Origin of the sequence: Microcystis sp. M090S1 (genome assembly GCF_020246295.1) — a bacterium.
Lineage (GTDB): Bacteria > Cyanobacteriota > Cyanobacteriia > Cyanobacteriales > Microcystaceae > Microcystis > Microcystis aeruginosa.
Window position 1 is genome coordinate 1 of sequence record NZ_JADBTF010000108.1, and the last position, 19,796, is coordinate 19,796.

General features: G+C 40.4%; 16 protein-coding genes. 10 read left to right on the plus strand and 6 right to left on the minus strand.

What is annotated here, in order from left to right; all coding sequences use genetic code 11:
• Window positions 1-112 precede the first annotated feature (112 nt).
• Complete coding sequence (locus IM477_RS04960) at window positions 113-655, minus strand: Uma2 family endonuclease (RefSeq protein ID WP_072319874.1); 543 nt, start codon at window positions 653-655, stop codon at window positions 113-115.
• Here IM477_RS04960 and IM477_RS04965 point away from each other — a divergent pair.
• The 4 genes from IM477_RS04965 to IM477_RS04980 all read left to right on the plus strand — a co-directional run bounded on the left by IM477_RS04965 (window position 654) and on the right by IM477_RS04980 (window position 9,435).
• Window positions 654-1,613 carry an enediyne biosynthesis protein UnbU gene (locus tag IM477_RS04965; protein WP_287730775.1) on the plus strand — a complete coding sequence of 320 codons (960 nt, stop codon included), beginning with the start codon at window positions 654-656 and terminating at the stop codon, window positions 1,611-1,613. The two genes, IM477_RS04960 and IM477_RS04965, sit on opposite strands and share 2 nt — an antisense overlap.
• A 118-nt stretch (window positions 1,614-1,731) precedes the next feature.
• Window positions 1,732-7,692, plus strand: a complete 5,961-nt coding sequence (locus tag IM477_RS04970; RefSeq protein WP_287730776.1) for a type I polyketide synthase — start codon at window positions 1,732-1,734, stop codon at window positions 7,690-7,692.
• A gap of 49 nt (window positions 7,693-7,741) precedes the next feature.
• Window positions 7,742-8,308 carry a hypothetical protein gene (locus IM477_RS04975; RefSeq protein WP_287730777.1) on the plus strand — a complete coding sequence of 189 codons (567 nt, stop codon included), beginning with the start codon at window positions 7,742-7,744 and terminating at the stop codon, window positions 8,306-8,308.
• A 464-nt stretch (window positions 8,309-8,772) separates the two neighbouring features.
• On the plus strand, window positions 8,773-9,435 hold the full coding sequence (locus IM477_RS04980) for a PEP-CTERM sorting domain-containing protein (protein WP_287730779.1): 663 nt from the start codon (window positions 8,773-8,775) through the stop codon (window positions 9,433-9,435).
• An 84-nt stretch (window positions 9,436-9,519) separates the two neighbouring features.
• Here IM477_RS04980 and IM477_RS04985 read toward each other — a convergent pair whose 3' ends face one another.
• The gene (locus IM477_RS04985) at window positions 9,520-9,753 is read right to left on the minus strand and encodes a hypothetical protein (RefSeq protein ID WP_125732017.1); all 234 of its coding nucleotides are present in this window, start codon (window positions 9,751-9,753) and stop codon (window positions 9,520-9,522) included.
• A gap of 23 nt (window positions 9,754-9,776) precedes the next feature.
• Window positions 9,777-10,718 (minus strand): RpnC/YadD family protein, encoded by a 942-nt coding sequence (locus tag IM477_RS04990; protein WP_147069346.1) that lies wholly within the window; start codon window positions 10,716-10,718, stop codon window positions 9,777-9,779.
• Between the two features lie 54 nt (window positions 10,719-10,772).
• On the opposite strand from IM477_RS04990, the gene IM477_RS04995 reads away from it, so the two are divergent.
• Both IM477_RS04995 and IM477_RS05000 read left to right on the plus strand, forming a co-directional pair.
• Window positions 10,773-10,985: a hypothetical protein gene (locus IM477_RS04995; RefSeq protein ID WP_002762577.1), complete on the plus strand. Its 213-nt coding sequence runs from the start codon at window positions 10,773-10,775 to the stop codon at window positions 10,983-10,985.
• Window positions 10,982-11,395 (plus strand): type II toxin-antitoxin system VapC family toxin, encoded by a 414-nt coding sequence (locus IM477_RS05000; RefSeq protein ID WP_287730781.1) that lies wholly within the window; start codon window positions 10,982-10,984, stop codon window positions 11,393-11,395. The genes IM477_RS04995 and IM477_RS05000 overlap by 4 nt, the downstream gene beginning before the upstream one ends.
• A gap of 12 nt (window positions 11,396-11,407) precedes the next feature.
• On the opposite strand, the gene IM477_RS05005 is transcribed toward IM477_RS05000, so the two are convergent.
• The gene (locus IM477_RS05005) at window positions 11,408-11,791 is read right to left on the minus strand and encodes a hypothetical protein (RefSeq protein ID WP_012264713.1); all 384 of its coding nucleotides are present in this window, start codon (window positions 11,789-11,791) and stop codon (window positions 11,408-11,410) included.
• Window positions 11,792-12,094: 303 nt separating this feature from the next.
• Between IM477_RS05005 and IM477_RS05010 the strand changes: the two genes are divergently transcribed.
• Complete coding sequence (locus IM477_RS05010) at window positions 12,095-12,526, plus strand: acyl-CoA thioesterase (protein WP_172970477.1); 432 nt, start codon at window positions 12,095-12,097, stop codon at window positions 12,524-12,526.
• A 194-nt stretch (window positions 12,527-12,720) separates the two neighbouring features.
• Here IM477_RS05010 and devC read toward each other — a convergent pair whose 3' ends face one another.
• Both devC and IM477_RS05020 read right to left on the minus strand, forming a co-directional pair.
• Window positions 12,721-13,884: an ABC transporter permease DevC gene (gene devC / locus IM477_RS05015; protein ID WP_287730783.1), complete on the minus strand. Its 1,164-nt coding sequence runs from the start codon at window positions 13,882-13,884 to the stop codon at window positions 12,721-12,723.
• Between the two features lie 16 nt (window positions 13,885-13,900).
• On the minus strand, window positions 13,901-15,268 hold the full coding sequence (locus IM477_RS05020) for an ABC exporter membrane fusion protein (RefSeq protein WP_287730784.1): 1,368 nt from the start codon (window positions 15,266-15,268) through the stop codon (window positions 13,901-13,903).
• Window positions 15,269-15,327: 59 nt separating this feature from the next.
• Between IM477_RS05020 and IM477_RS05025 the strand changes: the two genes are divergently transcribed.
• The 3 genes from IM477_RS05025 to IM477_RS05035 all read left to right on the plus strand — a co-directional run bounded on the left by IM477_RS05025 (window position 15,328) and on the right by IM477_RS05035 (window position 19,561).
• The gene (locus IM477_RS05025) at window positions 15,328-16,380 is read left to right on the plus strand and encodes a DUF1702 family protein (protein WP_287730785.1); all 1,053 of its coding nucleotides are present in this window, start codon (window positions 15,328-15,330) and stop codon (window positions 16,378-16,380) included.
• A 51-nt stretch (window positions 16,381-16,431) separates the two neighbouring features.
• Window positions 16,432-18,330 carry a CRTAC1 family protein gene (locus IM477_RS05030; RefSeq protein ID WP_287730786.1) on the plus strand — a complete coding sequence of 633 codons (1,899 nt, stop codon included), beginning with the start codon at window positions 16,432-16,434 and terminating at the stop codon, window positions 18,328-18,330.
• A gap of 451 nt (window positions 18,331-18,781) precedes the next feature.
• On the plus strand, window positions 18,782-19,561 hold the full coding sequence (locus tag IM477_RS05035) for an ABC transporter permease (RefSeq protein ID WP_287730787.1): 780 nt from the start codon (window positions 18,782-18,784) through the stop codon (window positions 19,559-19,561).
• Window positions 19,562-19,796: the final 235 nt, after the last annotated feature.

Consider the following 19,796-nt stretch of genomic DNA (forward strand, 5'->3'; position numbering starts at 1 on the left):
CTTTTCTGGTCGGAACCCCCTAAGCCGAGTTTTCAAGGTGCTGCGCCGTCCACTTGGTTTTCGAGACTGGCCTTTTAATTCTAACGTAAAGCCAACCTAGAACGGCGGGGTTTCAGACCCAAAATTTCCGATGAATCCCTAAAAATAATTCTAACTGTTGACTCCATAACCAGCCCTGTTCATTCGCTGCAATTTCTTCGTATTTTCCTGCCATCAACTGAAACCCCTTAAATTCTAAACTGGTGAGATCAAACCAAAAATAATTAGGAGTCCGGAAAGTTTCCTGATAAATTTCTTTCTTTAAACCTCTATCAGTTTCTGCCGTTGAATCAGACAAAATCTCGATGATGACATGGGGATATTTCCCCTCTTCTTCCCACACTACCCAACTTTTACGCGGTTTTCTTGCTACTCCCAAAACCACAAAAAAATCAGGACCCCTAAAATATTCTGATTTTCGTTGATTAGGGCTGTAATAAATAGTCAGATTACCAAAAGCATAGAAATCTTGGCGGTCTTTCCATAATAACTCTAGTGATTGGATCAAAAGCATCAATTGACGCAGATGTAACTCTGTTTCCATAGGGGGTTCATCACTCAGTAAATCACTTTTGGGAAAGATAATTTCCTTTAACTCATCTTCAACAATAACCATGACAACCACTCAATTATTTAATCTTCCCTATTTTAGCTCTTCAGTAGAGCGTTCTACGGTTTCCTATCAACCTAACCGTTTAGCAGGATTACGACGCTTTGCTATAGCGATTACCTTTCTCAATATTTTAGGTCATACTGTCCTCGGATTTGAACAATCTTGGGCGCAACCTCTGGTGGCTTTAGCAACAGGTTACAGCGTAGAATTATTATTAGAAAGCGTTGATGCTAGGGTAAATGGCTTTAAACCTAGATATTTAGGAAGTATCGGTCAGTTTGTCGATTTTCTGCTTTCTGCCCATATTACCTCATTAGCGATCGCTATGTTACTCTATGCTAATGAGCGTTTATTTCCGATTATGTTTGCAGTAGCGGTGGCTATCGGATCTAAAGCAATTTTTCGGTTAAAAGTGGCGGATAAAACCCGTCATTTTCTCAATCCTTCTAATTTTGGTATTAGCGTTACCTTACTCTTATTTCCTTGGATTGGCATCGCGCCCCCCTATCAGTTTACCGAGAATTTAAGCGGTTGGGCAGATTGGATTTTACCCGTCTTAATTGTTTGTACGGGAACGTTTTTAAATGCCCGTTTTACTCGTAAATTGCCTTTAATTGCGGGATGGTTAGGGGCTTTTATCTTACAAGCAATCCTCAGAAGTGCTATCTTTCACACAGCGTTAATCCCCGCCCTATTACCCATGACAGGGGTGGCTTTTGTCCTCTTTACTTTCTATATGGTAACGGATCCGGGAACAACACCAATTAACCCCCGTGAGCAGATAATTTTCGGGGCATCTGTAGCCGTTGCTTATGGCATTTTGATGTCCTTTCATGTTGTTTTTGGGATGTTTTTCGGATTGACGCTGGTGTGTTGTTTCAGAGGGTTGATATTAGCGGTTGAACCCCTGAAAGCAAAATTCCCCCTAGTACAGGCTTCCGGCCTGTTATCAAGTCCCTAACCAATATATTATGCGGTTTTTGTGGGCAAAGCCCACCCTACAGCTTTTAGCTACAAACTACAAATGAAAAGGGCGTAAGTCTTACGCCCCTACAGTAACATTCTCCTGGTCATTGACTATGAAAGCTTCTCCTCAAATTGCTATTGTTGGCATGGCTTGTCTTTATCCTGATGCCGATTCTCCACAGGAATTATGGGAAAATGTCCTGTCTCAGCGTCGGGCATTTCGTCGCTTTCCCTCAGAGCGATTATCGTTAAGTGACTACTATTCTCCCGATAAAAGCGCCCCCGATGTCATTTATTCGACTCAAGCTGCCGTTATTGAGGGCTATGAATTCGATCGCATTGCTTATAAAGTGGTGGGGAGTACCTTTCGTTCGGCTGATTTAGCCCACTGGTTAGCGTTAGATATTGCGTCTCAGGCGTTGAATGATGCCGGATTTCCCGACGGAAAGGGGTTAAATAAAGAAACAACCGGGGTTTTACTGGGAAATACCCTCACAGGCGAGTTATCGCGGGCTAATACCTTAAGATTGCGTTGGCCCTATGTGCGTCATACGGTAGAAGAACAATTATTAAAACAAGGATTATCGGACAAAGAACGGCAAATTTTCTTAAATGAATTAGAAAATCGCTTTAAAGAACCCTTTGAACCGATTGGAGAGGAATCTTTAGCGGGAAATCTCGCAAATACGATAGCGGGGAGAATTTGTAATTATTTTGACTTAAAAGGGGGTGGATATATCGTCGATGGGGCTTGTAGTTCCTCTTTACTGGCAGTAGCGAATGGTTGTTCGGCTTTAGTCGCTGAAGATTTAGATATCGCTTTAGTCGGGGGTGTGGATATTAGTATGGACCCTTTTGAGTTGGTGGGTTTTGCCAAAACGGGGGCCTTAGCCTCTGGGGAGATGAAAGTGTATGATCAAGGGTCTAATGGGTTTATTCCGGGGGAAGGATGCGGTTTTCTGGTGTTAATGCGTCATGGGGATGCCCTAGCCCAAAATAAACGGATTTATGCTGTTATTCAGGGTTGGGGGATTTCTTCCGATGGCAAAGGGGGAATTACTCGCCCAGAAGTGGAAGGACAGTTATTTGCTTTAAATCGCGCCTATAAACGGGCTGAATTTACGGGAGATACTATAGCTTATTTTGAAGGCCATGGTACGGGAACGGCGGTGGGTGATGGAACCGAATTAGAAGTCTTATCTCGTATTCATCCAGATACGGTAAATAAAGCCGTTATTGGTTCAATTAAAGCGAATATTGGCCATACTAAGGCGGCGGCAGGGATAGCAGGGTTAATTAAGGCGACTATGGCGGTTCATCGTCAAATTTTACCACCGGTGACGGGATGCGATCGCCCTCAGGCTCGGTTAACCGAAGACAAGGCAAGATTACAGGTATTAAAAGAGGGGCAAATCTGGCCAAATTCCTTACCTTTACGGGCAGGAGTGAGTGCCATGGGTTTTGGGGGCATTAATAGTCATATTATCATAGAGGGATTAAGTCAGATTCGTCGTCACACTTTAACGCCACAGGAACAAAAATTAATCCATTCTCCCCAAGATGCGGAGTTATTCCTATTGAGTGCAAATAGTCAAGAAGACTTACAAGCACAGGTTAATCGGTTATTAAATATTGTTCCTCGCATATCCCAGTCAGAAATGACGGATCTTGCCGTTGAATTAGCGAAAAAGGTAAATCCTCATTTACCCTATCGTCTGGCCATTATTGCATCTTCCCCCGATAGCTTAACCAATCACCTTGTAGGAGCGCAAGGCTTGCACTCGTTGATCCCCCCCGGTCAAAATTTAGATAATATCTTTACCAATCACGAAAAACAGATCAATAAAATAGGTTTTCTCTTTCCGGGGCAATCCGCACCAGTTTATCTTCATGGGGGACTCTGGGAAAGACGTTTTCCTGTGATTAAACAATTATATAACAAGGCTCAGTTAGCCAAGGGTAAGGATAACACGGTGACGAATATTGCTCAACCGGCGATCATTACGGCTTGCCTAGGGGGGTTACAACTCTTAGAAAACTTAAATATTAAAGCAGATTTAGCCATAGGACACAGTTTAGGGGAATTATGCGCTTTATTTTGGGCAAATGCTTACGATAACACTCAATTAATTAATCTAGCTAAAATTCGCGGTCAAGCAATGGCACAACTGGGCCACCCAACAGGTAGAATGGCCAGCATTAACGCCGATGCAGAAACGGTTAAAAGTTTATTAAATGGACGTATCGTTGAGATTGCGGGATTAAATTCACCCTATCAGACAATAATCTCAGGAGAGGCCTTAGGGATTAAAGATGTTGTTGAAAAAGCCCAAAATCAAGGCATTAAAACCGTTTATTTGCCTGTCTCCCATGCCTTCCATTCTCCCCTAGTGGCCCCGGCTGTGCAACCCTTAGAAGATTATTTACAAACTTATCCCTTAAATTCCCTGCAAAAAACGGTTATTTCTACCGTAACAGGCGAAAAATTGCCATTAAATACCGACTGGCGCTCGCTTTTGTTAGAACAAATGACCTCACCCGTGCGCTTCATCGATGCAGTCAAGTCAGCAGAGAAAGAGGTTGATTTATTCATTGAAGTGGGTTCTGGTTCAATATTAAGCCGTTTAGTGGCAGATATAACGGATATTCCCGTAATTTCTCTCGATAGCAGTAGTGAGTCTTTACAAGGGTTATTGAAAACGGTTGCAGTGATGTTTGTTAATGGTGTCAAGGTTAACTATCAAGGGTTATTTGAAGATAGATTTAGTCGTCCCTTTAATTTAGACTATCAACCCCATTTTATTGCCAATCCATGTGAGATCAAGGCAAAGGGCAAAAGTCAACAGGCAAAAGTAGAGAATATTGATCTTTTATTACTTAATCATAGCCAAAACCTCAAACCTAATACCTCAAACCTGAAACCTCAAACCTCAAAAATTGAAGTTATTCGTCAATTGGTGGCACAAAAAACAGAATTACCCCTAGAAACCATTGAAAATCATCATCGCTTGCTGGCGGATCTGCACCTTAATTCTATCAGTGTCAGTCAATTAGTGATCGAAGCAGCGCGTCAGTTAGACTTATCTCCTCCCCATTCACCGACAGATTATGCCAATGCAACTATTCAGGATCTAGCAGCAGCTTTAGAAGAATTAGGCAAAAATAATCCTCAAATTCCTCAAGAATCAATCCCGATGGGTGTTGATAATTGGGTGCGTGCGTTTACGGTTGAATTAATCGAAAAACCGTTAATTAAATCAGATAAAAAGCAAATAAATCGAGAAAAAGCAGGAAATTGGCATATTATCGCCCATGCTGATCATCCTTTATTACCTAACTTATCTGTTTTACAACCCACCTTAAAGCATGAGCAGGAAAAAGGGATCATTATTTGTTTAAACCCCCATCCTGATGAATCAGAAATTGATTTGCTTTTAAAAGGAGCAAAATTATCTATAAAAGAGAAAAAACCCTTGATTTTGATTCAACAAGGAGGAGGATATGCGTCCTTTGCGAGAACTTTTTATCTAGAAAATCGTCAGATTCCTACCTGTGTGATTGATATTCCTTTTCATCATCCCAATGCAGTTAATATCATTCTCTCAGAAATCACTGCAACCGATAGCTATACAGAAGTTTATTATGATGAAAACGGAAAACGGTTTGTTCGTCAATTAAACTTGTTAGGGTTAGAAAAAGATACCGATAACCCTAAGCAGAAAAAAGCCCTAAAAAGGTCAAATAAAAGCAAAATCAAGGAGCTTCTTTTGGTGACGGGGGGAGGGAGAGGTATTGCCTCAGAATGTGCCTTATCCTTAGCTAAAGAAAATAAAGCCACCTTAGCGATTTTAGGACGTTCTCAACCTGAAGATAACCGAGAATTAGCCGAAAATTTAGCAAGAATGAAGTCTGCAAACATCCAAGTCCATTATTATTCTTGTGATGTCAGTGATGCTGAGTCAGTTCAGCAAACTATCGCCGAAATTAAGAAAAATTTAGGAGAAATTACGGGAATTTTACACGGTGCAGGGGTTAATACACCGAAATTAATTCAACATCTTGAGCCAGAAGATTTCTTAGCAACTTTAGCCCCAAAAGTCAAGGGTTTGCAACATATCTTAACGGGAATTAACCCCGATTCTCTCAACTATTTAATCAGCTTCGGTTCAATTATTGCCGAGACTGGATTGAAAGGAGAAGCAGACTATGGGTTAGCCAATGAATGGTTAGGGAATATTGTAGCGGAATTTAGTCAAAAATACCCTAATTGTCGCTGTTTAAACCTAGAATGGTCGGTTTGGTCCGGTATTGGCATGGGAGAACGTTTAGGAACAGTTGAAAAGCTAAGAAATGAAGGTATTACCCCTATTTCTCCCGATATTGGCATTAAATACTTACATTTACTTTTAAATCAATCCCTACCCACTGCCTCTGTTATCATCGCCGGGCGTTTTGGTGAACCGCCGACTTTAAGCTTAAAACCGCAAGAATTATCTTTTTTACGCTTTTTAGAGACAAAGAAAGTTCATTACACGGGAATTGAACTGATTACTGAAGCAGAATTATCCTTAGACAATGATCCTTATTTACAAGATCATGTTTATCAAGGAGAATACATTTTCCCCGGTGTCCTGGGGTTAGAAGCGATCGCGCAGGTGGCCACTGCATTACTCCCCACCTTAGCAAGGAAGGAGGATCAAACCCTTAACAAGGGGGAAAACCAAGATCCCCCTTCCGTCCCCCTTAACAAGGGGGAAACTGGAGGATTAAGGTTTGAATCGGTTAAATTTAACCGTCCGATCGTGGTTTCTGCCGATCAACCCTTAAAGATACAAATTGCTACCTTAATCACCGATTCTGGAAAGGTTAAGGCCGTTATTCGCTGTGCCAATACAGGGTTTAGTATCGATCATTTTGAAGCCATCATCAGCCATTCTTCTGTGGGGGCGCCAGACTGTCGCCCATTGATTCCCCCTGTCCCCCTTAAAGAAGGAAAAAATAACCCTCAAATTAATCCAGATACGGACTTATATGGTCATTTATTGTTCCATAAAGCAAGATTTCAACGAATTAAGGGTTATTCTCATCTCAAAGCAACCGAATGTATTGCAGAAATTAAGATTGAGCAAAAAACTGCTTGGTTTAGTCGTTATTTACCTCAATCCCTGATTTTAGGCGATGCAGGGGCAAGAGATGCCGTTATCCATGCTTTACAAGCTTGTGTTCCCCATGCCACTATTTTACCCACTGGCATAGAACGCTTAACGGTATATTCTGTCAATTTAGGCGAAAATCAGTTTGTTTCAGCCAAAGAAAGACTGCATCAAGGAGATACCTTTGTCTATGATCTTGAGGTATTCAATAACGATGGCAATCTCTTAGAAGTGTGGCAAGGATTGGAATTAAAGGTGATTAAACACAGAAATCCTCAAGATCCCTGGATTCCAGCCCTTTTACCCTGTTATTTAGAACGAAAGATTAAGGAGGTGATGCCTAATGTTGATTTAACTTTAATTCTCGATCGGGATGCAACGGTAGAAAGACGAGTCAGAAGCGATCGCAGTTTAGGGATGTTAACCTCATCCCCTAGTGTAATTCAGCGTCGGGGGGATGGCAAGCCCGAATTAAGCGATAACGAGGCGGTTTCGGTGTCTCATGCGGAAGATTTAACCCTTGTGCTTAAGGGTGCGTCAGGATGCGATCTGGAACCGATTATCCCCCGTGATGTGCAGATGTGGCGCGATTTATTGGGGGAAAATTCCTTTAATTTAGCGGAGGTAATTAGTCAAGAGAATCATGAGGATTTTAATATTGCAGCGACTCGCATTTGGTCTGCTAAAGAAAGTATTAAGAAAGCGGGTTTGAGTCTCGATATCCCGTTAACTTTATCGTCTTTCTCTCAACAATTAACCCCTTTATCCCCTATTTTGTGGTTATCTTCAGGAAAGGATTTAATCATCACTTTACCTGTTTCTTTCAGAGAAATCAAGACAGCTTTCATCTTGGCAATATTTGTCCAAACAGTTCCAGAAAAATCGGACTTACTTCAGACAGAACCAGCAAAGGTTTTCTGATAAAAATTATCCAGTTTTACCCTTTTTTAAACCACAGGAGAACCAAATCATGACGACAACTCGACAAATTCCTAATCGAAGAAATCCTATTCAACCGATTTCAAATATGATCCGTTCTTTCGTTTATGCGATGAATGGACGCTGGCATAAATTGGGGATGCAAATCTTTATGATAGTGACTATTGCCCACATCTCAGAACATATTATTCAAGCTTATCAATTGTGGGGTTTAGGATGGCCGAGACCAGAATGTTTAGGGTTATTAGGACTCTGGAAACCTTGGTTAATGCGCTCGGAATGGCTACACTATGGACACGCTCTTTTTATGTTATTAGGGTTAGCTATTTTTCGTCCTTCTTTTCATGGAAAAGCTCGTCTTTGGTGGGATTTGGCCTTAGGATTACAATTCTATCATCATTTTGAACACGCTTTACTCTTAGGACAAGCTGTTATTGGTCAAAACTTATGGGATTCTCGCGTTCCTATTAGTATTGGACAAATTTGGTTTCCTCGGTTAGAACTGCATCTTTTCTATAACTTAATGGTTCTAATTCCCATGATGATTGCCATGTATTATCATCGTTTTCCACCTATGAATGAGGGGAGATTAGTTTAAATTTCAGCCAAAGTTAAAGAAAGTATTAGGAAAATGGGGGTAAATGAGTATTTACCTTTAGTATTATAGCAAAGAGCGGGGTGGTTAGGACAATCAATCGCTGAAACCCTTGACCGATAAGAGTTTGAAAATTGAAAGCGTCCTAACTAACTCGTTCTATGCCATAGCCCATCAATTCCAAAATTCGATTCCTTCAATGGTTTAGTTGGCATCGGAAACCGTGCGTATTATGACGGTTATGGTTTCACTACCAGGGTTTGAGAGTCTATTAATGTTTGCGGTGTTGGTTGAAACAGAAATGTACAAAGAAAATCCTAAAAAAGGAGATTATCAAAATGCTAAATTTGTCCTATAAACTTGTTAATTATAGTTTCATATTGTTGGGCTACAGCAGTTTTGTAGTCTTGAGCTACAGTTTTCCAGTATTGGCAGGTTCACCGTTTAGTATCTTTGAAACTATTTGCATGACTGCGGAACTTGAGAAACCCTACACTGAAATAGAATATATGGGAGTTGTTTATCCTATAGTTGCTCTTAGAGGTGGACATCGTGGAACAAGTGGTCGAGATATATCTACCACTGCTACTTCCCCAACTCCCGGTGAAGTAGTAGCTGCATGTCAAACAAATGCTCCAGTTTACGATCCTATAGAAGACAAATGGACAGTTCCAGTAACAAATAGTTTAATAGAATTTAGTACAGATACTTCCCTTTTGGGTTCACTTAACATTCGTTCTGTTCCAGATACAGTTAATGGCTATCTGGAGTTTGTTAATAATCCTTCTTCCATACAAGATTTAGACTTTCCTGTCAATTCTATATTTACTTTTCAGATTGAACTAGAACTTCCAGACTTGGGATTAACTCTATTTAGTACAAAAGAAGTTACAGTTACGGCTAACAATTTGACTTCTTGGCCTCCACCTGTTGGTACTATTTACTATCAAAATGAATTTATTGATTTAGTTGCAAAGGAGAACGGTTCGACAATTGCAACACTTAGACCTGACACAACAGTGGTTACAAGCACTGAGACAATTCCGTGCATCCCAGAACCTAGTTCAATCTTAGGACTTTTTGCTATTGGTGGACTGGGGTTAACTCAACTTCGCAAGAAACACCAATAAACTTAACCTAGGGTGGGTTCTGCTCACCCTATTTCCTTTTATTCTAAAGTCCTTAAAAAAGGCATGATTGCTCTCCTTCTCATATTATGATAAAGAGTCATTAACTAGCTGTTGAAAATCCTCCAATGAATTAATAGTAATACTGGGAACAAAAAGACTCTCTAAGACAGACACATCCTCAATTTGGTTAATCGTTTCAATCAGGGAATTAGGAATCTCCCCAAAACGACTTTGTAAAGCCAAAATGATATGTTTTTGGTTAGTTAATTTAGCTCCTTCTTCGAGAGCCATTTCTTCTATGGTGCTTAAAAAAGGCATGATTGCTCTCCTCCTCGTATTAATTAAGATAAAGAGTCATTAACTAAATGTTGAAATTCCTCCAATGAATTAATAGTAATACTGGGAACAAAAAGACTCTCTAAGACAGACACATCCTCAATTTGGTTAATCGTTTCAATCAGGGAATTAGGAATCTCCCCAAAACGACTTTGTAAAGCTAAAATAATATACTTTTGGCTAGTTAATTTAGCTCCTTCTTCGAGAGCCATTTCTTCTATGGTGCTTAAAAAAGGCATTTTGTTTTCCTCCTCGTATTGACTGAGTTTTGTTTTAAAGTTAAGTTGAAGTTGCGGGGGTAAGGTCATCATTTTATCAATGAATTTCCCTAGATTGATAATCTCAAACTTGGTTAATCCCCTTTGATATAAACCTCTGACTAAGTTCCACTTCCATTGTTCACGCTCCCTGAGATTATTAGTCGTAGCCTTAGTTTTTAGGTGTGCCATGACTATTATAGCCCAAATATTCTCACTTTGTTCTAAGTCTTCCCATTGATAATCCAATAATTTGACCATTAAAAAATCGACTCTCACTTGACTTCCCCCTAACCCATATTGATAAAAATCAGGTCGCCAAGACCTACTTTCATCCCCTAAAATAGCTAAACTAATAACAGGTTTATGGTACAAATCAAAGGCTCGATAATTATAAATAAACATTCGTTGAGGGAATTTTAGATCATATTGACTTTGGACTTCAATATGAATTAAAAGCCAGATTTCCTGATGATCTAATAACCAAACTTTCAATAATTTATCAGCATAGCGTTGCTCAGTTTCCGCAGCTGCCGTAATTTGTTCTAATTCTTTATCAAGGGAAATAGGGGTTTGATTCCAGTCAATTTCTTGATAAATATTGGGATAAAAGAAGTTTAAGAACTCTGCCAAATAAGTGCTAATCGCTTCTTTCCATGTTTTGTCGTAATTAGCTGTCACCTCAGCCATGCCTTTCCCACCTAATTGCTATATAATAAATAATATCCTAATCTTTCAAAAACAATGGACAATTCTAACCCTACTCCTATCCCCTGCGAAAATAGTGATACTTCTTCCTTAGAAACCGCTAACCACAAACCCTTTTGGAAAGCTATTGTGGAAATTGGTGAAAAAGTTCCCATTGAAGAGTGGAACAAATTACCTAAAGATTTTGCTCGCAATTTTGAACATTATATGTATGGCGCACCCAGAGACGAGGATTACGAAGACGAATGAGAAAGATTTTTTTAGATACTGCTTATCTTCAAGCACTGGTTGACACTCGTGATAGTTTACATCAATCTTCTGTAGCTATTACCGACGAATTAGATATATTTCTATCTGTTACTAGCGAAATGGTGTTAACTGAATTACTCAATGCCTTATCTGGAAGGGGTGGGTATTTAAGGGATGCTGCCCTAGACATTGTGGATAAATTACACCAAGACTCATCAGTAGAAATTATCCCTCAAACCTCTCAGTTATTTACCGAAGCATTGCTATTTTATCGCCAAAGACGAGATAAAAGCTATCGCTTAACAGATTGTGCTTCGATGTTGATTATGAGACAACAAAACCTCTCCGATGTTTTAACTTTTGATCGCCATTTTCAACAAGAAGGATTTAATGCACTACTGAGAAATTAGGAGGTAAAATAACTAATTGACTTTTTGAGCTACTTCTGCTAGACAATCAAAGTGACGACCATATTTAACAATAATCGTCATCGATCCTCGATAATCAATTAACCCTGTCATTACCGCTTTAACTGCACCAATTTCTTGATTAACAAATCGTTCCCAATTCTCTCTAGTTGCTGAAAAAATAGGTAAAGATTCATCCATTTCTTCAATCAGTTCTAAACTAACAATCTGACCCTGATCATCCCATTCTGAACAAACAGAAACCCCCTGACGATCACTAAACCAAAGAATTACTTTTCCCAATTTAGTGAACTTTTTACCTAAGTTTTCTTGTTCGTTCCATGTCGTTTGATAGGCAGACCACCATTCTTGAGAAAAACGAGTTAACGGTTGATTCATGAGGTATAATCAGAAAATAAAAAACTTGTGTTTAGTTTACCATTATCAGGATAACCTATGATCATCTTAAAATTCCTACTTTAGGCCCCTCAGGGTAAGCGCATCTTAACAATCCTTGACAAAATGAACTTTATATGGTTTGCCTACCCAGAGCGCGGTTTAGACATATTTGAGTAGAATTTGCCATCGCAGTTGTTAAGCAACAATCGACCAAATAAGATGACAAGCAGCTGACAAAATTGGTCAATTGTCAATAGCGTTCTTTTAAAACCGTTGTTAATCTCGAAAAATCGCTAAATAATCATGATGAAAGCCTACGAATATCATCACATTGTCAGTTTTCAAGAAACCAATTTAGTCGGTAATGTTTATTATGCCAATTATGTGCAATGGCAAGGTCGTTGTCGAGAAATGTTTCTCAAAGATAATGCCCCAGATATTATCACAGAATTATGCCAAGGATTAGCCTTAGTAACGGTTCGAGTATCCTGTGAGTATCTGTCCGAATTATTTGCCTTTGATCATGTTATTATTCGGATGCGTTTAGGAGAGATTAAACAAAACCGAATTACCATGTTATTTGAATATTGGCGAGTGACTGATGAAGGTGAAGAATTAGTGGCAAAAGGGGAACAACAGACGGCCTGTATGCGACGAGAGGATGGTGAAACCAGACCCACTCCAATTCCTGCTCAACTGAAATTAGCTTTAGAGAACTATCACATCCCGATCTAAAGGATAACCCGAGGAATGTGAGATAAAAATAACCGATAAAAAATGACTCTCCTAGACTGGTTATAGCCAATTAGTGGTTTAAATGAGCTTAACCCGAAACTTCCGCCGCTTTCATTTATCCCAGCATGAGCCGACTCCTGTTGAGGCGGCTGGCCTAGATGACTACGCTACCCGTAAACCTTTTCAAACATCCTCTAAAAAATATCGGCAGGATCGGCATATTGGAGCTTATTAATAGCCGTGGCTCCGGCGATCAAGGACATGAGCAAGGTTAAGCCAAAGACGAATATTGCTCTAGTAGGGGTCATTTCAATGGGAAGTAAGGTGTATTTTTGGGTAAAATAATACTGAATCATCCCTAATAAAAAGCCAGGAATATAACCCAATACTGCAATAATCAGAGCTTGCTGAAAGACGAGCCACAGAAGATAACGATTGTGATATCCCATTGCTTTTAGAGTTGCATATTCTGCTAAGTGTTCTGCAACATTGGTATAAAGAATTTGATAAACAACCACAATCCCGACCACTAATCCTAAAAATACCCCCAAATTAAAAATAAAACCAATAGCTGTACTGGTTGCCCAATAATTTTTTTCAAAGTTAATAAACTCTTGCTTGCTTAATATTTTGACATCTTTCGGCAAATATTTCTTTAACTTTTTGAGTAAGGATTGCCGATCAATATCTGGTTGAAACTTAATTAAGCCAATATCAATGAACCGAGATGAACGATTCTGAAATATTCTTAAAAAGTTAGGGTAGCTCATTAGTAAGTTACCATCTGAACCAAAAGATGTACCTAATTCAAAGAGACCAACCACTTCTATTTTTCGATTATTACCAGAATTTCCCACCTCGGTAATAATAGTTTTACCCTTCTGGAAATCTTCAGCAATATTTCCAAACTCCCTCCGAGAATTTTGGTCAAATAAGGTGGTATATTTTATCTTTAATTTTTGCCAATTTTCTTTGATTCCCACAGCCTTAAATGCTTGATATCTTAAATCAATTCCAATTACAAAAATATTACGCCAATAGTTTTTTGTATCGGGATTTTTCCATTGAGCATAGCCTACATAGATTGGACTGACTAATTCCACTTCATTAAAGGATAAGACTTGTAATAGTCTTCGCTCACTAAAACTTTCCATGGCAATTAAGGATGTAGAACGAGGACTAATCAGGAAAGCATCACCTTCCAAACTATTATGTAAATGAACAGCACTCTCAAATAAAGCATCTCGAATTCCCAACTGCATAAAAATAATCACAGTGGAAAAAATAATACCAGACAGTGCAACAATTAAACGAGTTTTTTTATGAGCTAATTGTAACCAAGCAGTGGGAATATTCATCTTCTGAATGAGTTATTTAGTTAGGGTGAATGATCACATTAACCTTTAAGTTAGTTAACCGATTAACTTTAGCACTAGAGCGATGATCTAAGCTAACTTTTACCTCGACAACTCTAGCATCTGTATCGACAACAGGATCGGTTCCTAAAACATCTTGTCGTCCCACTTTCCAACCTATTTCTTCCACGGTTCCCTCTAAATCTCCGAGCATTTTATCGGTTTTTATCGTTACAGATTGACCTAATTTAACTCGACTAATATCCGTTTCATACACTTCTGCTGTCACATACATTTTTTGGATGTTTCCCAAATCTAAAATTCCTTCATTTTTCACTAATTCTCCGGGAAAAGTATGAATTTTTAAAATTCTTCCTGCATGGGGCGCACGCACATAGGATAATTCTAATTCCGCCTGAGCGCGTTCTACATTAGCCTTAGCTGTCATTACTTCATCTTGAGCAATTTGAAGATCAACAGGACGAATTTCCGTAACTGCACTTAACATAGCTTGGTTTTCTTGAATTTGTTGTTCTAAAGTATTAAGAGTTCGTTGTAGATTGGCTCTGGCTTCCTGAATTTTTTGTTCTAAGGTAGTCGTAATGCGTTGCAAGTTAGCCTCAGCTTCTTGGAGTCTTTTTTGTGTAGTTGTCGCCTCTAAACAAAATCGCTCTTTTTCCCCTTGAGAAACTGCACCATTACGGTATAAAGATTGATAACGTTGACAATCTGTGAGAGCATTATTCAATTCTGCTTTAATTCTTTCAACGGTAGCTTTTTGTCCTAGTTTTTCCCCTTCAAGTTCCGATTCCAAACTAGAGATCGCTGCTTTTTGCCTCATTATTTGTCCCTCTAATTCCGCTTTGCTTTGACGCATACGGGAATCTTGAGCCATAATTTCGCCTTTTTTTGCCCCTTCTCTCACTTTTTCGAGTTTAGATGCTGCTAAACCCAGATTTGCTTGAGCTTGTTTCAGGGCTGCTCGCAAACGGGCATTATTATCTAAAATAGCCAAAATTTCGCTTTTTTCAACTGTTTCTCCCTGTTTTACCAGTATTTTATCTACTCTACTTCCTTCCAAAAAGGCAGTAGCTGATATTTGAGTAATTCCACCTTGAGGTTCAAGATAACCAAGGGCAGCAACAGCTTCGGGAGTATCAGGAGAAACCGTCGGGGAAATCGATAACTGGGAAGCTTTCAAGGATGATTCTGGTCTAAAATAGAAGATAATAACGGTTGTTCCCAGGCTAAATCCCATAAAAGCTCCTAAAAGACCCCAAAACCAATATTTTAAAGAATGGGAATTTTGAAGGCGAAAGTTAGCCATTGTTGTTAACAGGGATAAGGATTCATCAAATAAACTTTGTTTAAGGTAACATGAGGTCATATCTTAGACCTCCCATCAAGGGTTGTCAACTTTGTCAACTTTGTCAACTTTTTTTAACAATGGCATCTAATTTCTCAGGCACACCCTTCGAGCATCCTGCTGTCAATTTTGATCACAAATTTTCTCCTAGGCAGGTAAATCGTTTTCCACAACGATTGTTGCTCCTTTCACCCCAAGCGGCAACCTTTAATCAGCGTGGATTCATCTGTGATCCGCAAAGCGGCGGCCTGGCTGTTCAGCCTCAAAAACAGATATATTTGGAAACGATCGGGCAAACTTTTATCTATGGCTATAATGCAGCAATTATGGCTCATTCTCTCGCGGACTTGTTTCCTCTTCTTGAAGGTGTCACCCTCAATCTGAGAGGATTTGCTTATGAAGGGGCGGCGATGGCTTTATCTTTGCTAGATTGTTTAACCCTGAGGAAGCGCAATCGCTTTGAGCATTTTTTAGCAAACGAGGGGAAAAAGCATATTTACATGGCCTATGTAGGGAAAGGATGGCAATTAGCCCGTATTCCCTTTTCTTTGCGCTTTTATATCCAAAAATTAGCAGATTCTGCCCAACATTTTCCAGATTCTCTATTAGGGTGGTTAGCCCTTGACGGCTATGGATTTCATCAGGGATACTTTGCCTGGCCTAAGTATATCCGAGAGAGAAAGTCTCCTCAAGAATTATCGGGTTATGCGCGTCTTGTCTTTGCCCAAGGGTTAGGGCGCAGTCTTTGGTTTGTGAAAGGGGCAAATATTGCCGAAATTGCCGATCAGATCCAAAAATTCGACCCGCTGCTTCAACCCCATTTATGGAGTGGGATCGGCTTGGCTTGTACTTATGCGGGGGGAGTGTCTCCCGAAGAAATTCAACATTTAAAACAGCTGGCTGAACCTTATAGGGCCGAATTAGCCCAGGGAGCAGCTTTTGCGGCAAAAGCACGTTTACTAGCCGAAAACTGCCCGGAAAATACCGAAATAGCCTGTCAAATTTTGTGTGGAATGGCTATTACTGAAACAGCCAAGATCACTGATGATACCCTCATCGGCTTAGATTACCACGACCAAATCCCTGCCTATGAACAATGGCGACAAGCCATCCAAAGTCATTTTCGCACCTAATCCCCTCAACTGTCTTAAGCTTAGATTGAATGTAGTTACTTCTTTGAAACCATGAATCGTTTGGAAAAATTCATCCGAGGCCATAGTAAGTCTATCTTGGCATTGGGGCTAATTTTAGTCTTATTCTCTGTTTCCCGTCTCCCCGCCCTATCAATGGCCGAAAGAGATGCGATCGCTTCTCGCTTTGCCTTTACTCGTTTTCCCTTACCCGAATTAGAAAATCAACCCTATCAAGTAGAAAGACCGACAAATCCCAGTTTAAGCCGTCATTCGGGCTGGATTTCGGCAGTTGGGGCGGCAGTTGCCCTGGGGGATCTCGATGGAGATGGCTGGGATAATGATCTCTGTCATGTAGAAACCCAAAGCAATCAGGTGATTATCTCCCCTGTTCCGGGTACGGGCAATCGTTATCAGCCCTTCACCCTCAATGTCACCGATTTTGACTACAACGACCAAACCATGGCCCCGATGGGATGTATTCCTAGTGATCTCAATGAGGATGGACTCAGGGATCTATTGGTGTATTATTGGGGACGAACACCGATCGCTTTTATCAAGCAAGATCAAGGTTATCTTCAGCAGCAAATCAGCCAAAAAAGGGAAAAATGGTACACCAATGCGGCAACCTTCTCGGATTTAGATGGGGACGGACACCCAGACTTAATCATTGGCAATTACTTCCAAGATAATGCCGAGATTTTGGATGTCAATTCCCAGAAAATCGAAAAAATGCAAGATTCGATGACCCGTGCTTATAATGGCGGTAAAAATCGAGTTTTCTTGTGGTCCGATGCCTCTACCACTGGAGTGACTTATCAAGAAGTCCAAGATGCTTTTGAGGAGAAAATTGCTCATGGTTGGACATTGGCCGTCGGAACAGCCGATTTAGACGGGGATTTATTGCCAGAGATTTATTTTGCCAATGATTTCGGACCCGATCGCCTCTTACATAATCGTTCTACTAGAGGACATCTCCAATTTGCCTTACTGGAAGGGCAAAAAGGGTTAACGACACCTAATTCTAAGGTATTGGGCCATGATGGCTTTAAGGGAATGGGGGTAGATTTCGGGGATATTAACCATGATGGACTCTTAGACATCTATGTGAGTAATATTGCTTCGGAATACGCCCTAGAGGAAAGTCATTTTCTCTTTACCAGTACGGGAGAAACGGAGAAAATGTCCCGAGGAATCGCCCCTTATGTCGATAAAAGCGAACCCTTGGGAGTCTCTCGTAGTGGCTGGAGTTGGGAAACAAAATTCGGCGATTTTGATAATGATGGGGAGTTAGAAGCGTTGCAAGCTACAGGATTTCGTAAAGGTGACATCAATCGTTGGCCAGAATTACATGAGTTAGCCATGAGTAATGATCAAGTCCTGAAAATCCCCAATAGTTGGTTTCATTTCCAAGATGGAGACGATTTAAGTGGTCATCAACATAATCCCTTTTTTGTGCGGGGTAAAGATGGACGTTACTATGATTTGGCATCGCAATTAAGCTTAGATGATCCCTCTGTCACCAGAGGAATTGCCACCGCCGATGTGGATGGAGATGGGGATTTAGACTTTGTAGTGGCAAATCAGTGGGAAACCTCTTATTTTTATCGCAATGATAGTCCAAATATCGGTCAATCTCTGGAATTAGAGCTTTTAAACCCTGCGCTCTCCCCTAATCCCTCTTCAGAAAAGGGGAAAATGGGTATCCCCGCAATTGGCGCAGCGGTTAAGGTGTCTCTACCTGATGGCAGTCAGCTGGTGGCGCAGGTAGATGGGGGCAATGGTCATTCTGGCGTGAGAAGTCCAGTATTACACTTTGGTTTAGGCAAAATTGACCCTAATACCGCTTTACCCGTTGACATTCAATGGCGTAACCACAAGGGAGAAATTAAGCAAACCCAGTTATTATTAACATCGGGTAAACAGACAATTTTGCTAGAGCAATCGGTTTAAAATCATTCTGTAAAGGGCGTAAGGTTTGCGCCCTTTATCGTTAGGTATGACGGGGACTGACCTCCCGATCCTTATTTAGCTCCGTCCGCCGCCTGGCAGTCGATGGACGTTAAGTTAAAATGCTTGTGGATTCGGTCTGACGGGGGCATAATTTTCCGATTGTGTCTAGTTAAGAGGAGTAGAAGCAGCAATCTCCCATTATAGTCTATAGTCGTAGGCTTAACGGTGAGATTGTCAACACCTAATCATACCCAAAACCTCAAACCTCAAAAATTGATATTCCTAAGCCATAAACGAAACTGTCGAGGAGAAAATTACCTACACGGGGCCAGCAAAAAAGTAATAGATTGGTGTATTCTTGATCAAATAGGGACGTTAATAATTGGGCATAATGAGGGGATAAAACAATCTCTTAATCTAGGAAAGACAGATATTATTTTGATGAAAGGCTATGGGTATCAGTATCCTGAGAATCTGGGCGATCGCAGCTAATGGTTTTCGCGAGGTTATTCGCGATCGCATTCTTTACTTTATCGGGTTTTTTGCCTTGTTGATGGCCTTCGCTTGGCGTTTATTACCAGAAATTGCGGTGGGAACCCATCAGAAAATCTTTCTTGACTTGGGATTAGCCGCTATCGGGTTATTAGGGGTAATTGTCGCGGTTTTTGTGGGTACAGGGCTAATTAATAAGGAAATTGACAAGAGAACTATTTTAGTTTTGATTCCTAAACCCCTGAGTCGGGCCGAATTTATCCTCGGTAAACACTTGGGTTTGTCCGGGGTTTTAGCGGTGATGTTGGGGGTAATGTTGGTGATTTACCTGCTGATGTTGCTGGGGATGAAAGTATCTTTTCAACCTTTACCCCTGATTGTCTCGGTTTTCTATCTCGGTTTGGAATTAATTCTCATCGCGGCCGTGGCGATCGCTTTTGGGGTATTTACCAGTTCGATTTTAGCCACGTTAATGACTTTTGGGGTCTATCTAATGGGTCACATCAGCAAAGATCTGATCCAATTGGGTATAATCAGCAAAAATCCCAATATCCTCGCTATCACTAAAAATATTTATCTAATTCTCCCAGATTTAGAGAGATTGAATTTTAGAAACGAGGCCGTTTATGGTTTGCTGCCTAGTGCTGATGTCTTAATCGCTAATGCCCTCTACAGTCTCGTTTATACTGGTCTATTATTGGGTATCTCCATCCTCATCTTTTCACGACGACAATTTTAAATAGCGTCTGCTGAATCAAGGGATGAATGGCAACTGTGCAGGTTCCCGTGCCAAAGTTAGTTTGGGTCTAGGTTTTAAAAATCCCAGCAAAGAGGATTCAGATCTCAATTGACATCCTCGCCGCCGTAAAACGGACGGCGATTCCCAAACCTCACGATTTGGGTTTCTGCTTCTTTCCCGAAGGATTTTTCGCACCTGCCTTAACAGATTTACTCTGTTCTGGTCTTATGGTCGC